At 72.1% G+C, this 13434-nt stretch carries 14 protein-coding genes and 1 pseudogene; 7 read left to right on the forward strand and 8 right to left on the reverse strand.

The window, feature by feature from the left end; genetic code table 11:
* Positions 1-66 precede the first annotated feature (66 nt).
* The 4 genes from ACWGN5_RS00740 to ACWGN5_RS00755 form a co-directional block, all read right to left on the reverse strand.
* Positions 67-1674, reverse strand: coding sequence for an MDR family MFS transporter (locus ACWGN5_RS00740; RefSeq protein WP_453510618.1), 1608 nt, complete (start codon positions 1672-1674; stop codon positions 67-69).
* Between the two features lie 211 nt (positions 1675-1885).
* Complete coding sequence (locus ACWGN5_RS00745) at positions 1886-2578, reverse strand: TetR family transcriptional regulator (RefSeq protein WP_453510291.1); 693 nt, start codon at positions 2576-2578, stop codon at positions 1886-1888.
* A 311-nt stretch (positions 2579-2889) separates the two neighbouring features.
* Positions 2890-3447, reverse strand: a complete 558-nt coding sequence (locus ACWGN5_RS00750) for a GNAT family N-acetyltransferase (protein ID WP_453510292.1) — start codon at positions 3445-3447, stop codon at positions 2890-2892.
* Between the two features lie 73 nt (positions 3448-3520).
* The gene (locus tag ACWGN5_RS00755; protein ID WP_453510619.1) at positions 3521-4441 is read right to left on the reverse strand and encodes a TIGR03620 family F420-dependent LLM class oxidoreductase; all 921 of its coding nucleotides are present in this window, start codon (positions 4439-4441) and stop codon (positions 3521-3523) included.
* Between the two features lie 9 nt (positions 4442-4450).
* Between ACWGN5_RS00755 and ACWGN5_RS00760 the strand changes: the two are divergent.
* From ACWGN5_RS00760 to ACWGN5_RS00770, 3 genes and pseudogenes are all read left to right on the forward strand, one after another.
* Positions 4451-4945, forward strand: a pseudogene (locus ACWGN5_RS00760) (TetR/AcrR family transcriptional regulator); the annotation flags it as partial.
* A gap of 73 nt (positions 4946-5018) precedes the next feature.
* The gene (locus ACWGN5_RS00765; protein ID WP_453510293.1) at positions 5019-5402 is read left to right on the forward strand and encodes a nuclear transport factor 2 family protein; all 384 of its coding nucleotides are present in this window, start codon (positions 5019-5021) and stop codon (positions 5400-5402) included.
* 8 nt (positions 5403-5410) lie between these two features.
* The gene (locus ACWGN5_RS00770; protein ID WP_453510295.1) at positions 5411-6121 is read left to right on the forward strand and encodes a 2-phosphosulfolactate phosphatase; all 711 of its coding nucleotides are present in this window, start codon (positions 5411-5413) and stop codon (positions 6119-6121) included.
* 13 nt (positions 6122-6134) lie between these two features.
* Here ACWGN5_RS00770 and ACWGN5_RS00775 read toward each other — a convergent pair whose 3' ends face one another.
* On the reverse strand, positions 6135-6968 hold the full coding sequence (locus ACWGN5_RS00775; protein ID WP_453510620.1) for a hypothetical protein: 834 nt from the start codon (positions 6966-6968) through the stop codon (positions 6135-6137).
* Positions 6969-7143: 175 nt separating this feature from the next.
* Here ACWGN5_RS00775 and ACWGN5_RS00780 point away from each other — a divergent pair, with 175 nt between their 5' ends.
* Positions 7144-8961: a glycoside hydrolase family 15 protein gene (locus tag ACWGN5_RS00780; protein ID WP_453510297.1), complete on the forward strand. Its 1818-nt coding sequence runs from the start codon at positions 7144-7146 to the stop codon at positions 8959-8961.
* A gap of 57 nt (positions 8962-9018) precedes the next feature.
* On the opposite strand, the gene ACWGN5_RS00785 is transcribed toward ACWGN5_RS00780, so the two are convergent.
* Together ACWGN5_RS00785 and ACWGN5_RS00790 are read right to left on the reverse strand one after the other, a co-directional pair.
* Entirely contained in the window at positions 9019-10146 is a 1128-nt protein-coding gene (locus ACWGN5_RS00785) for a MerR family transcriptional regulator (RefSeq protein ID WP_453510298.1), read from the reverse strand.
* Between the two features lie 117 nt (positions 10147-10263).
* The gene (locus tag ACWGN5_RS00790; RefSeq protein WP_453510300.1) at positions 10264-10728 is read right to left on the reverse strand and encodes a carboxymuconolactone decarboxylase family protein; all 465 of its coding nucleotides are present in this window, start codon (positions 10726-10728) and stop codon (positions 10264-10266) included.
* Here ACWGN5_RS00790 and ACWGN5_RS00795 point away from each other — a divergent pair.
* Positions 10727-10852, forward strand: a complete 126-nt coding sequence (locus tag ACWGN5_RS00795) for a hypothetical protein (RefSeq protein WP_453510302.1) — start codon at positions 10727-10729, stop codon at positions 10850-10852. The two genes, ACWGN5_RS00790 and ACWGN5_RS00795, sit on opposite strands and share 2 nt — an antisense overlap.
* A 25-nt stretch (positions 10853-10877) precedes the next feature.
* Here the strand turns inward: ACWGN5_RS00795 and ACWGN5_RS00800 are convergent, their stop codons facing one another.
* Positions 10878-11657, reverse strand: coding sequence for an NAD(P)H-dependent oxidoreductase (locus ACWGN5_RS00800; RefSeq protein ID WP_453510304.1), 780 nt, complete (start codon positions 11655-11657; stop codon positions 10878-10880).
* A 140-nt stretch (positions 11658-11797) separates the two neighbouring features.
* On the opposite strand from ACWGN5_RS00800, the gene ACWGN5_RS00805 reads away from it, so the two are divergent.
* Together ACWGN5_RS00805 and ACWGN5_RS00810 are read left to right on the forward strand one after the other, a co-directional pair.
* On the forward strand, positions 11798-12646 hold the full coding sequence (locus ACWGN5_RS00805) for a helix-turn-helix transcriptional regulator (RefSeq protein WP_453510306.1): 849 nt from the start codon (positions 11798-11800) through the stop codon (positions 12644-12646).
* A gap of 172 nt (positions 12647-12818) precedes the next feature.
* Complete coding sequence (locus ACWGN5_RS00810; RefSeq protein ID WP_453510307.1) at positions 12819-13433, forward strand: phosphoribosylanthranilate isomerase; 615 nt, start codon at positions 12819-12821, stop codon at positions 13431-13433.
* The last annotated feature ends 1 nt before the right edge of the window (position 13434 follow it).

A 13434-nucleotide genomic window follows, 5' to 3' on the forward strand; every position in this document is an offset into this window, starting at 1 on the left:
CTCAAAGGTGGGGGCCATGTCCGTACGGGGCCGTGGTGTGTCCCGGCGACGCGTCGCCGCGGTGTCTCAGCCGGTTTCGGCGGGCTGCGCCGGCGCCGCGTCCACGGCCGTACCGGACGGGCCGCTCACACCGTCCTGACCCGGACCGTCCGCCTCCTCCTCCTCCGCGAGACGCTGCATACCGCTCGTGGTCTTCAGCGGCTTCTCCTTGATGAAGACGACGGCGACGAGCGCGAGGAACGCGAAGGGGGCCGCGACCAGGAAGATCTCGCCCGTGGCGACGCCGTACGCGTGCTCCACGATCTCGCGGATCGGGGCAGGGAGGGTCGTCATGTCCGGCACCGCGCCGTCGCCGCCGGCGCCGGCTCCGGCCGGTATTCCGGCATCCGCGAGTCCCTTGGTCATCTCCGTGGCGACGCGGCCGGCCAGGATCGCACCGAGCACGCTGGTGCCGATCGTGCCGCCGAGGCTGCGGAAGAAGGACAGCACCGAGGTGGCGGCACCCAGTTCGGTGGCGGCCACGTCGTTCTGCGCGGCCAGGACCAGGTTCTGCATCAGCATGCCGACGCCGATGCCCATGACGGCCATGTAGACGCTGGTCAGGCCGAAGCCCGTGTCGGCGCCGATCGTGGAGAGCAGGCCGAGACCGACCGTCATCGTGATGCCGCCGGCGACCAAGTACGCCTTCCAGCGGCCCGTCTTGCTGATGATCTGTCCGGCGACGGTGGAGGAGACCAGGAGTCCGAGGATCATGGGCAGGCTCATCAGGCCCGCGACGGTCGGGGACTTCCCCAGGGAGATCTGGAAGTACTGCGACAGGAAGACGGTGCCACCGAACATGGCGAGACCGACGAAGAGGCTGGCGACGGTGGCGAGCGCCACGGTGCGGTTACGGAAGATGCCGAGCGGGATGATCGGCTCGGGCACCCGGGACTCGACGAGGACCGCCGCGACGAGCAGCACCAGTCCGCCACCGGTCAGGGCGGCGGTCTGCCAGGAGGCCCAGGCGAAGCTGTTGCCGGCCAGCGACACCCAGATGAGCAGCGCGCAGACACCGGCGACGATGAGGAACGCGCCCAGGTAGTCGATCTTCGCTTCGCGGCGCCTGACGGGCAGCTTCAGCGTGAGCTGCAGCAGCACGATGGCGAGCAGTGCGAACGGGACGCCGACGAAGAAGCACCAACGCCAGCCCAGCCAGGAGGTGTCCACGAGAACACCGCCGATGAGCGGCCCTGCGACGGTGCCGACGGCGAAGACGGCGCCGAAGATGCCGGCGTACTTGCCGAGCCTGCGCGGCGGGATGATCGCGGCCATCACGACCTGCGCGAGGGCGGTCAGACCGCCGGCGCCGATGCCCTGGGCGACCCGGCTGAAGATCAGCAGCGAGACGTCGTGCGAGAAGCCGGCGAGGAGCGAGCCGACCACGAACAGACCGAGAGAGATCTGGAGGAGCAGCTTCTGGTTGTAGAGGTCGGCCAGCTTGCCCCACAGCGGCACGGTCGCCGTCATGGCGAGCAGTTCGGCGGTGACGACCCAGGTGTACGAGGACTGGCTGGCGCCCAGGTCCGCGATGATGCGGGGCAGGGCGTTGGCGACGACGGTGCCGGCCAGGATGGAGACGAACATGCCCGCCATCAGGCCGGACATCGCTTGGAGTATCTGACGGTCGGACATGGCAGCCGGGGACGCGTCGACCGGCGCCGCGGGTGATTTCACAGCATCTCTTCTCAGTGTTTCGTGGTTCACAGGGGTTCTGGGGGGGCCTCGGCGTGGCGTGGCAGGGCCACGCGCCGCGGGTACGGGGCCGTGGGTACTGGGCTCCGCGGGTACGGCGCCGCCGGTACTGGCCCAGCCGGTCGGACTCGGCCGGGCCGCGATCAGCCGCTCAGCGTGCGTCTGTCGGCAGGGGCGGCTGTGGGAGGCCTGCGGCGAGGTGGTCGAACGTCTCCCGGAACACGTCCGCGAAGGGGACGTCCTCCTGGCGGACGCTCCAGTGCTCCACGGCGACGCGGACGGCCGCGCCGCCGACGGCGGCCAGCAGGCGCGGGTACAGCCCCAGGGCGCGGCGGCGTGCCTCGTCCTCCGGCGACGCGAACGCGGGGCGGTCCTCGGTGAACAGGGGCGAGCCCCTGCCGATGCGCTCCGCGAGCGCCTCGGCGAGGCCGAGTTCGTCGGCCATGTGGGCGCCGATCCTGCGGGCGAGGAGCTGGGGTGCCTTGCGCAGGACTTCGGCGTGCAGACGCCACAGCTCGTGTTGCTGCTCGACCTCGCCGAGTTCCGCCGCGAGGGCCTCACGGAGCGCTTCGAGTGGGGGGAGTTCGGGTGGAGCGGCGAGGACGGTTCGGCGGACCCGGTCGCCGGCGTCCGCGCCGACCATGACGAAGACCTCGTCGCGGGAGTCGAAGTAGTTGAAGAAGGTGCGCGTGGACACGCCCGCTGCGGCGCTGATGGCGTCGACGGTCACGTGCTCGACGCCGCGCTCCACGGCGAGGCGTACCGCCGCCTCGACCAGGGCGGCCCGCGTCGCCCGCTTCTTGCGTTCTCTGAGCCCGCCCTCGACGGGAACCCCCTCCACCATGGGTGCATGGTACGCAAAAATGCAGGGTCTGCAAAAATAATCGGACGGTCGACGAGACGCACTCGCCGAGTTCGTCGAGGGCGGCTTCGACTGGGAGGGTGGGTGGGTGGTCAGGCGTCCGGCGAGGGTGTCGCGCAGGACCTCGGCGGAGCCCCAGGTTCCGCTCGCGGGCGGCGGTGATGTCGGCGCGCACGTGGTGGTAGAGGTGCGAGGCGTCGATGTGTGCGCAGGGGCAACTGCCGGCGGGCACATGAGCGGTGACCTCGGACGAGGCCCCCTGGAGCGGGGGTCACCGCGTCCGTCGGCTGATGTCAGTGCAGGTCGAGCAGCATCAGGTGATAGCGGTCCGCGCCCGTTCCCCAGGGCTTCGTCTCGCCGATCTTGCGGTATCCCCAGGACCGGTAGGCGGCGCAGGCCGCTTCGCCACCCGGGTGGACGTTCAGCAGCACCCGCTCGGCCGCGAGGCCGTCGAGGAGCGTCTCGTGCAGGCGCCGTGCGATGCCGGAACCCCGCCACGGCTCGCGGACGGCGAGTTCCATCAGCCCGAAGGTGCGGTGCCCGTCCTCCCGTCGCATGTCGGCGGGCACCGGCTCGGCCAGTTCGTCCCACCACCGGGTGTCGGGGGCGAGCGGGTGGCCGTACGCCATGCCCACCGCCTCGCCGTCCTCCGTACGGGCCAGGACGGCGCGGAACCCGTGCCTGACGGCCTGGGTGGGGAATCGGCGGAATGCGGCGGCGACGCCGTCCTCGGTCTCGCTGTAGGGGGGTTCGGCGAACACTTCGGCGTAGATGAGCTTGAACGCCTCCATGACATGCGTCGCCGTCGATCCGTCCATGCGCTCCATGGCGATGGCCGCCTGCGCTGTCATGTGATGCCCCCTCGGACTGCCGAAACCCCGCGATCTTACCGAGGCCACCGAGGCCGCCGACGCGCAGACGGTGTCAGTCTCGGGCGAGCTCTCGGGAGTTCCGCAACGGCGAAGGCGACGGCGCGACGAGGGCGGCGGCGAGTTCGCGCCACTCCCGTTCCGGCAGCGCCGCCGGATCGGCGGTCAGTACCTGCAGGCAGACGTGGTCGGCCCCTGCGTCGAGGTGCTCCTGCACGCGGCGGCGGATCGCCTCCGTGTCGCCGTACGCGACGATCGCGTCCACCAGTCGGCGACTCGGGCCGCCCGTGATGTCCTCGTCGCCGAAGCCGAGCCTTCGGACGTTCGCCTGCTGGTGCGGCGCCATGGCGACGTATCCGGCGACATGTTCCGTGGCCAGTTCCCTGGCCCGGCCGAGGTCGGTGTCCAGGACGACGGCCTGCTCGACCCCGAGAAAGGCATCCGGTCCCATGATCGTCCGGGCTTGCGCGGTGTGCTCGACGGGCACGAAGTAGGGGTGCGCGCCCCAGGTGCGTTCGGCCGCCAGTTGGAGCATCTTCGGGCCGAGGGCGGCCAGGACGCGGCGGGGAGCGGGGTCCGGTACGGGGCCGTGGGCCGGGGTGGCGTCCATGGCTTCGAGGTAGGCGCGCATCGTGGCGACCGCCCTGCCCCGGGCCGGGACGGGGTAGCCGTCCACCAGGTGCACGGTGTCGTCGACCCGGTGCCCGCCCAGGCCGAGCAGGTAGCGTCCGGGGAAGGCCTCGCCGAGGGTGCGTGTCGCGTTGGCCGTGGCGATCGGGTCCCGGAAGGCGATGTTGGCGATCCCGGACGCGACGGTGATCCGGCGGGTCGCCGACAGCAGGAGCCAGGCCTGGCCCACCGTGTCACGGCCGAAGGCTTCCCCGTACCAGATCGCTCCGTAACCCAACTCCTCCAGTTCCGCGACCGATTCACGTACGCGCCCGGCGGGTTGCCCCTCGTAGGCGAAGGTCCAGATCCCGACACGGCCGAGGCCGGACCCGGCGCGTCCCTCAACGAGATCGCCCGCCGGGCGGGGGTGGGGCCCGGCACCCTGTACCGCCACTTTCCCCAGCGCTCGGCCCTGTTGACCGCCGTACTCGGAGACCGGATCGAGACCCTGGGCGCGCACGCGGAACGGCTGCTCGCTTCGGCGGACGCCGACGACGCCCTGGAGGAATGGCTGCGGGCCTTCCTCGACCATGCCCGCGTGAACCAGGGCATGGGCAGCGCGCTGCTGATGGAATCGGCCGGGGAGTTGGGCTTCGACTGCCATCGACGCATCACCGACATGGCGAGCGGCCTGCTCTCCCGTGCCCAACAGCACGGAACGGCTCGCGTCGACCTGACCGCCGACGACCTGCTCCAACTCGTCGTCGGGATCGCGCTGTCCACGGCCCACAGCGAGCAGACCGGGCAGCCCGAACTCCTGCTGGATCTGGTGCTGGACGCCGTGCACGGAGCACCGCGCCGGAGGAAGTGACTCCTGCCCGGACCCCGCGGCACCGCCTCAATTCGCTTGCGAACACCCAGGTCAGGTGGGGCAGGATGCTCCCATGAGCGGAGACAGGGACAGCAGCGTGGCCGAGGTCGTCCAGCGGGAGCTGGAGTTGTTGAGTCCGGCCGGGCGGTCGTCCAGGGCCGTGGCGGAGCGACTCCTCGATCCGGAGTTCACGGAGGTGGGTGCGTCAGGACGTCGGTGGGATCGCGAGGCGGTGCTCTCGGCGCTGCCGGTGATGCAGGGTGCGGCCGACGACGGCCCGCAGTACGTGCCCACGGAGATGACCGGCACCGTGCTGGCGCCGGGGCTCGTGCACCTGACGTTCGAGACCCTGCTGGACGGCCGGCGGGCCCGGAGGAGTTCCATCTGGCGGAAGCTGGACGACGAGACCGGCTGGCGGATGTTCTACCACCAGGCCACGCCTGTTCCGGACGCGTGAGGATCGGTATGGACGCCCGCTTTCTCGGTATCGCCGATCTGACCGAAACCCCGTCCGTGGCGGTCGTCGTCGACGTCATGCGCGCCTACACCGTCGCCGCCTGGGCCTTCGCCCGGGGCGCGGAGAAGATCGTTCTTGCCGAGTCGCTGGACGGCGCTCTGGCGCTCAAGGCCCGCCATCCGGACTGGGTGGCGCTCAAGGACGGTCCGCCCGCGGCCGGGTTCGACCTGGTCAACTCGCCGGGCATGCTGCGGTCCGTCGACCTTGCCGGGCGGACCGTCGTGCAGAAGACCACGGCCGGCACCGTCGGTGCCCTCGCGGTCAAGGACGCGGAGTTGGTGCTGTGCGCGGGCTTCGTGGTGGCGGAGGCGACGGCCCGGGTCCTGCGGGCACGTGGGAGTGACCGTGTGACCTTCGTCGTCACCGGCGAGGACGGGCGGGCCGATGAGGATCTGGCCTGCGCGCAGTACATCGCCGGGACGGCTTCCGGGGCCGGGACGGATGCCGCTCCCTTCCTCCGGCGCGCCGCCGATTCGCGGGCCGCCGCCGAGTTGGCGCAGGGTGTACGTCGGGGAGTGCATGCCGATGACGTCGCCCTGTGTCTTGAGCTCGACCGGTTCCCCTTCGCGATGGTGGCGGCCTCGGAAGACTCCCTCATGGTCCTGCGCCCCCACCCGGTGCCTCCGCCGGCTGACGGGGATCCCGTCCACTCGCCGTGAGGCGTGTCGGCCGTCACTGTCGGCGAGGCCGCCCCGACCTGTCTTGGGTGCGCAGGGCGGGCAGTCGCGCCCAGTCCTCGGGTCGCGCGAGGCCCTCACCCAGGGCCAGGAGCGCGAGGAGCTGCACCGGCCGGCCTGCCGTGGCCGCGGCCTCCAGCTTGTGGTGGCCGTCGAGGAGGAAGTGCGTCAGGCCCCAGTGCCGGTAGTGGTCGGCCGGCGCGCCGGTGGCGGGTTCGCACACGTCCAGGGTCGAGACCGCCACCGCCGTGGGGACCGTTCCCCGGCTCATGAGGTCGGCGTACTCCTCGACGCGTTCCCGTGCGTTCCATGTCGGGGGGACCATGGGCACGACGAACTCGTAGAGGTGGGCGGACGCGTCGACCGGGGTCTCGAAGGTCCGGTAGTACGGCGTGTGCGGGTACTGCGGCAGGCCCCAGAACTGGTCGAGCCCCCACGTGTCCACCTGCTCGCCGCTGAAGTAGTCGCCGTCCTGGCCGGGGACGACCAGGCGCGGTTTCACGCGGAGCAGGACCGGAAGGTACTCCCCCTCCGGCAGCAGCGCGCCGAACGCCGCGATCACGCCCTCGTCGTCCGGGCCGGCGAGCGCACCCGCGAGCTGTTCCTGGACGGTGTCCAGCGACAGCGTCTGCCGGGCGCCTTCCAGACGGCTGAACAGGAACGCGCACGTTCCGCACCAGAAGCTGAGCTCGAAGGCGGGCTCGCCGTCGACCACGAGCACCCTGCGGCCCGGCGCGGCACCTCCGTACGCCCCCTGCTCCGCCTCGAAGCGCACCCTCGCCTCGGCGGCCGGAACGCCCATCCGGCGCGTCCTGCCCGTCTTGATCATCACTGACCGACCGTACGGGACGCCGGGGATCGGCACCACCACGCCCGGGTGCCGGCGGCGGCCTGTTCGGCGCAGCTCCGGTCGCCCCGGGGGCCGTTCCGCCGGAGGGTGGTTCTGAGGACCGCCCGCCGCCCGCCGCCCCCGCCCCGGCCCGAGCCCCCTGAGGACCCCGCCGATGCACCGCTACCCGCCGATCGCCGACCACGGGCTCATCGGAGACCTGCAGACGTGCGCGCTGGTCTCCGCCGAGGGCGTGGTGGACTGGTTCTGCTCGCCGCGCTTCGACTCGCCGAGCATCTTCGGTCGCCTGCTCGACCACGAGCGCGGCGGGCACTTCTCGATCACCGTCGACACGCCGGGGACGACGGTGCGCCAGCTCTACCTGGCCGACAGCGCGGTGCTGCTCACCCGTTTCCTCACCCCCGACGGCGTGGGCGAGGTGGCCGACTTCATGCCGCTGGCCGCCGACCCGACCGTACCGACCGACCGGCACAGCCTGGTCCGGGTGCTGCGGGTGGTGCGCGGCACGGTCCGCTTCGCGCTGGAGTGCCGGCCGCGGTTCGACTACGGCCGGGAAGCCCACGAACTGGTCGTCGAGGGCGCCACCGCGCGGTTCTCCGGCGTCACGGCCGGCGCGCACCTCCAGCTCCTCGGGCCCGTCGCCCTGCGGCGCGACGGCGAGGACGTCCGTGCCGAGGTGGAGCTCACCGCCGGTCAACGCGCCGCCGCCGTGCTCACCGTGGACGGCCCCGGAGCAGCGCCGCCCGAGCCGATGGACGAGGCGGGGCTGCGCGCCGCCTTCCACGGGGTCCGGGGCTTCTGGCACGCGTGGATCAGCCGCTGCAGCTACCGGGGCCGCTGGCAGCAGCAGGTCAACCGCTCGGCGATCACGCTGAAGCTGCTCACGTACGCCCCGTCGGGCGCGCCGGTGGCCGCCGCCACCATGGGCCTGCCGGAGCAGGTCGGCGGCGAACGGAACTGGGACTACCGCTACACCTGGATCCGGGACGCCTCCCTGTCGGTGCGCGCCATGGTCGACCTGGGCTTCACCGAGGAGGCCGACGCCTTCCGCCGGTGGCTGGGCGCCCGGGTCCGGGCCGGTGGCACGGTCAGCGGCGAGCCGTTGCAGATCATGTACCGGGTGGACGGGGACCCGCACCTGAGCGAGGAGGTGCTCGGCCATCTGGAGGGCTGGCGCGGCTCGGCCCCGGTCCGCGCCGGCAACGGCGCCGCCGACCAGCTCCAGCTCGACATCTACGGCGAGGCCGTCTACGCCTTCGCGCAGTCGCGCGACCTGACCCAGCTCGCCGGTTACGACGGCTGGCTGCGCTTCGCCGCCGCCGTGGACTGGCTGTGCGAGCACTGGGACCGCCCCGACGAGGGGATCTGGGAGACCCGGGGCGGCCGCCAGGACTTCACCTACAGCCGGCTGATGTGCTGGGTGGCCTTCGACCGTGCCGTACGGATGGCCGTGGAACTCAGCCGTCCCGCCGACCTGCAGCGCTGGACGGCCGCGCGGGACGCGGTGCTGCACCAGGTCATGGAGCGGGGGTGGTCCGCCGAGCGGCAGGCCTTCGTCCAGCACTACGGCAGCCAGGTACTGGACGCCTCGCTGCTGCTGATGCCGATCACCGGCTTCATCGCACCGCGCGACCCGCGCTGGCTGTCCACGCTGGACGCGATGGACAGCGAGCTGGTCTCCGACAGTCTGGTCTACCGGTACGACCCGGCCGCCTCCCCCGACGGGCTGCGCGGCTCGGAGGGCACCTTCTCCCTGTGCAGCTTCCTGTACGTGGACGCGCTCGCGCGGGCGGGCCGCGTCGACCAGGCCCGTTACGCCTTCGACAAGATGCTCACGTACGCGAACCACGTCGGGCTCTTCGCCGAGGAGATCGGCCCGACGGGCGAGCAACTGGGCAACTTCCCCCAGGCCTTCACCCATCTCGCGCTCATCACCGCGGCGATGACCCTGGACAGGGCCCTGGACCGCTGAGCCCCTCCCCCGGGTCCCGTCGCAGGCCGTCGCGGCGGGGTTCCCGGGCGGGGTGGTTCAGGCGACGAGGAGGCGGAGGCCGAGTTCGGCCGCGTCGAGGCCGACGAGGTCGGGATTGCGCTCGGCCCAGCGGCCCGAGGACAGGTCCTCGCGGAGCCTGTCCACCGCCCGCCGCTCGGCCTGCGGCCCGACCCTGGTCCATACGGACACCGCGCGGCGCACATGCTCCTCCAGGTACGCCTCGGGCCGCCGCCAGTACGCCTCGAAGAAGCCGTCCGCGCAGTCCCACGGAATGAGCACCGGCTCCATGCGGGCCCCGATCGCGCCCGCCAACTGGTCCACCGATGGCCGGCCGGCGACCAGGTTCGCGACCTCCGGCAGATAGTCGCGGGTCAGCCAGAACCGGTCCCGCCAGCCGGTCTCGCTGGCGTCGTGCGTGAACACCACCACGCGCCGGGCGACTCGCCGCAACTCGCGCAGTCCGGCGATCGGGTCCTGCCAGTGATGCACGGTGCTGAACGCCATCGCCGCGTCGAAGGACTGGTCCTCGAACGGCAGGCTCTCCGCGGCGGCCGCCACGCACGGAGCCGCGCCCGCCGGTCGCTGCGCCCGCATGACCGCCGACGGCTCCACCGCGGTCACGTCGCGGTCCGGGGGTTCGTAGGAGCCGGTGCCGGCGCCGACGTTCAGTACCGTCCGCGCGTCCCCGAGCGCCTCCCAGACCTTCGCGGCGATCCGTGGCTCGGTACGTCGCGTCGCCGGGTACGCGGAGCCGATGGCCTCGTACAACTGCGCTCCGAACACCTTCAGTTGTTCCTCCGGGTTCGTCGTGATCCCCATTGCGCATGCCTCCAGTTCCCTGTCTATGGCCGTCACCATGGCGGCGGCGCGGTCGCGCTGGTCGACCAGCAGTCCGCGCAGCCGGTGCAGGTGCGCGACGGCGTCGGTGGTCGGGTCGTCGACGAGATCCGCGATCTCGCGCAGCCCGAAACCGAGCCGTCTGTAGCCGAGCACCTCCCGCAGGCGTTCGACGTCGGCCGCCGCGTAGGCCCGGTATCCGGCCGGGGTCCGCGCGGACGGCTGCACGAGGCCGATCTCGTCGTAGTGATGCAGGGTGCGGACGCTCACGCCGGCCAGCTCGGCCACGCGTCCCACGGTCAGGTGTTCTTCCACGCCCCCGACCATGCGGCATGACGCCACGTGAGGGTCAAGCGCGTCCGGTCCGGGAGCGGCACGCGGAGCCACCCCCGCCGGGGGTCGGCGGGGGTGGCTCCGGTGGGGGCGGGCGAGGATCTCCGGTCGTCAGTCCCACTGCTGGTCGGCGAGGGACTCGACCGGCTGGGGCTTGCCGATCACGGCGAGGGCGATGAAGAAGTTGATCTGGCCGATGGCGATGGTCAGGGTGGCCAGCGCCTTCTCGTCGTAGTGCCGCGCCGCCTCCGCGTACACCTCGTCGGTGACGCGCTCACGGCCGTGCGGCGCGGGCTGCAGGGTCGCCTCCACCAGCGCGAGAGCGGCCCGCTCGGCGGGAGTGAAGCAGGGGGCGTCCTGCCAGGAGGCGACGGCGGTGATCCGCTCCGCCGACTCCCCCGCCTTCCGCAGGAAGCTCGTGTTCAGGATCGTCAGATACGTGTTGTGCACGATCTGCCCCGCCCGCAGATGCACCAGGCTGATCGTCGTACGCGGAACGGAGCGGTTGCCCGTGGCCCGGAACAACGCGGCACTGACATCGGCCAGCTCGGGCACGAACTCGCCCGGGTTCGGCATGCGAGAGATCGAAGAAGAAGCGTTGTTCGCCATGGTGGGGCTCTCCGTGTTCCGGTTCGTGGGTCTCACCGGCGGGCTCGCCGGCGTCTGCACAGCACTGACGGAGCAGCGGACGGGAGTGTGACGGGCGACGGGAAATTCGTGGGCGGTCAGCCGCGGACGTGCAGCCCGAAGCCCGTGCGGCCCGTCGGCTCCAGGCCCTCCTTGAGGTGCAGCGAGGGGATCTCGTAGTCGCCGAAGTTCTGCCGCCGGAACGCGATCGGCTCCGTCGACTCCAGGGTGAGCAGGCGCTGTTCCCAGGCCTTGGCGACGTCGGCGTAGTCCTCGTCGGTCATCCGGTCGACGCCGTACAGCACGAACGGCGGCAGGACCTCGATGCCGGGGTAGTAGAGGATGCCGTGGTGGATCGGGAACAGGAGGTCGTCGACGGGGCCGTTGATCCCGCGGGCCGCGTAGTGCGACTCCGGGCCGCCGGCGGTCACCGACAGCAGGGCCCGCCGGCCCGCGAGGGTGCCCTCGCCGAAGCGCTCGCCGTACTTGGTGTCGCTGTGCTCGCCGACGCCGTACGCGAAGCGGTACGTGAAGACGCGGTCGACCCAGCCCTTGAGGATCGCGGGCATCGTGTACCACCACAGCGGGAACTGGAAGATGATCGTGTCGGCCCACAGCAGCTTCTCCTGCTCGGCCAGGACGTCCGGGGTGAGCGTCCCGGTGTCGAAGGCCCGGCCCGAGTCCACTGCCACCTTCAGCGGGCTGGACGCGGCGGGGCCGTAGTCGTCGGCGTCCACGACGGCCTTCCACTTCATCGCGTACAGGTCGCTCACCCGTACGTCGTGCCCGGCGGCCTCCAGCGTGGACACGGCGAGGTCCTTCAGCGAGCTGTTGAGCGACTTCGGCTCCGGGTGGGCGTGGACGATCAGCGTCTTCACGGGGGACTCCTTCGGATCGGATGCCTTCTGATCCTGAACGCCGGGGCGCCCGCTGTTCAGGGGCGCGCCTTCCGTCGGACCGGCGTTCCTGGTACTGACAGGGCCACCCTCGCGGGCGTCGCCGCGGCCATACTGGGCGCATGGACGATCTTGCGGGTTTCCTGAGGACCCGGCGTTCCCGGGTGGATCCGGCGGCGGTCGGCATCCCCACCGACAGTCGGCGCCGCGTCGAAGGGCTGCGGCGCGAAGAGGTCGCGCATCTGTCGGGAGTGAGCGTCGACTACTACGTCCGCCTGGAGCAGGGCCGCGCGACGCAGCCGTCCGAGCAGGTCCTCGACGCGCTCGCCCGCGTCCTCGGCCTCGACGAGACGGAACGCGGGCACCTCTACCGGCTCGCGCGGCAGCGCCGCCGGCCCGCGAAGGCGCCGGGCGGGCGCGTCCGGCCGGAGCTGCTGCGGGTCCTGGACCACGTCGCCGACGCGCCCGCGCTGATCATGAACCACCGCCTGGACGTCCTCGCCGGGAACCGCCTCGCCGGACTTCTCTACGGCCGTCCGATCCTCGGCCTGAACACCGCCCGGCACATCTTCCTCGAGGAGGCCGAGCGCGGTCTCTACGCGGACTGGGACGCGTGCACGCTCGACGTCGTCGGGCATCTGCGCCTGGCGGCCGGGAAGCACCCCGACGACCCCCGCCTGGCCTCGCTGATCGGCGAGCTGGCGATGGGCAGCGAGCGCTTCCGCCGCCTGTGGGCCCGCGCGGACGTCCGCGCCCGTACTCATGGACGCAAGGCGTACCGGCATCCGCTGGTCGGCCTGTTGGAACTGCACCAGGAGAACTTCGCGCTGCCCGAGGAATCGAGCATGGAACTGATCGTGCTCTCCGCGGCCCCCGGCAGCCCCGCCGAAGACGGCCTCCGCCTCCTGACCGGCCTGGGCGCGGACACCGATGCCAGGCAGGATCCGCCGCATGCCCGGGTCCACGAGTAGGCGCCCCGCCGGCGTCGGCCCGGACGGTCGAGCAGTGCTTCCTCCTCACCCTGCCCCACGCCGGACCTCAGGCGCCGCGCCCTGTCACCGTCACTCCCACGAGCGCGTGCTGAAGGGCCCCGGGCCTCGGCTAGGCTCGGCGGGCCGCGTCGTGTCAGCAGAGGAGAGAGTCGTGTTCGTGAAGGTGTGCGGGCTCGGGACGGCCGCCGACATCGATGTGGCGGTCGCGGCCGGGGCCGACGCCGTCGGCCTGGTGAGCAGCGGGACCAGTGTGCGTGGGCTCGACCGTGAGCGGGCGGTGCGGCTCGCCGCCCATGTGCCGCCGGGTGTCCTGTCGGTTCTCGTCGTCAACGACACGCCCGCGCCCGAGGCCGCCCGCCTGGCCGGTGAGCTCGGCGTCGGTGCGCTGCAGCTGCACGGCACCGCCTATCAGGAGCAGGACTTCGCGGCCGCGGCGGGGATCTTTCCCCGGCTGTGGCGGGCCACGTCGCTGAGCGACCGGCCCGACACCCGCGTCGGCGCCTACGGCGAGGAGGTCCTCCTCCTCGACTCGCCCCGCGCCGGCTCCGGTGAGCCGTGGGACCTGTCGCTGCTCGAGACGGCCCGCCCCGAGGGCACCTGGCTGCTCGCCGGTGGGCTGAACCCGGGCAACGTCGGTGAGGCGATCGACCGCGCCCGGCCCTGGGGCGTCGACGTGTCCAGCGGCGTCGAGTCCGCCCCCGGCGTCAAGGACCACGACCTGATCCGTACCTTCGTCGCCGTCGCCAAGCAGGCCGTGGCCAGGTAGG

The sequence above is a fragment of the Streptomyces sp. NPDC055815 genome, assembly GCF_053616475.1.

Coding starts and splice junctions, on each gene's coding strand:
- ACWGN5_RS00795 (WP_453510302.1), top strand. CDS start 10,727: ATGCGAGAGATCGAAGAAGAAGCGTTGTTCGCCATGGTGGGGCTCTCC.
- ACWGN5_RS00745 (WP_453510291.1), bottom strand. CDS start 2,578: ATGGTGGAGGGGGTTCCCGTCGAGGGCGGGCTCAGAGAACGCAAGAAG.
- ACWGN5_RS00765 (WP_453510293.1), top strand. CDS start 5,019: ATGAGCGGAGACAGGGACAGCAGCGTGGCCGAGGTCGTCCAGCGGGAG.
- ACWGN5_RS00740 (WP_453510618.1), bottom strand. CDS start 1,674: ATGTCCGACCGTCAGATACTCCAAGCGATGTCCGGCCTGATGGCGGGC.
- ACWGN5_RS00775 (WP_453510620.1), bottom strand. CDS start 6,968: ATGATCAAGACGGGCAGGACGCGCCGGATGGGCGTTCCGGCCGCCGAG.
- ACWGN5_RS00780 (WP_453510297.1), top strand. CDS start 7,144: ATGCACCGCTACCCGCCGATCGCCGACCACGGGCTCATCGGAGACCTG.
- ACWGN5_RS00805 (WP_453510306.1), top strand. CDS start 11,798: ATGGACGATCTTGCGGGTTTCCTGAGGACCCGGCGTTCCCGGGTGGAT.
- ACWGN5_RS00785 (WP_453510298.1), bottom strand. CDS start 10,146: ATGGTCGGGGGCGTGGAAGAACACCTGACCGTGGGACGCGTGGCCGAG.
- ACWGN5_RS00790 (WP_453510300.1), bottom strand. CDS start 10,728: ATGCCGAACCCGGGCGAGTTCGTGCCCGAGCTGGCCGATGTCAGTGCC.
- ACWGN5_RS00750 (WP_453510292.1), bottom strand. CDS start 3,447: ATGACAGCGCAGGCGGCCATCGCCATGGAGCGCATGGACGGATCGACG.
- ACWGN5_RS00770 (WP_453510295.1), top strand. CDS start 5,411: ATGGACGCCCGCTTTCTCGGTATCGCCGATCTGACCGAAACCCCGTCC.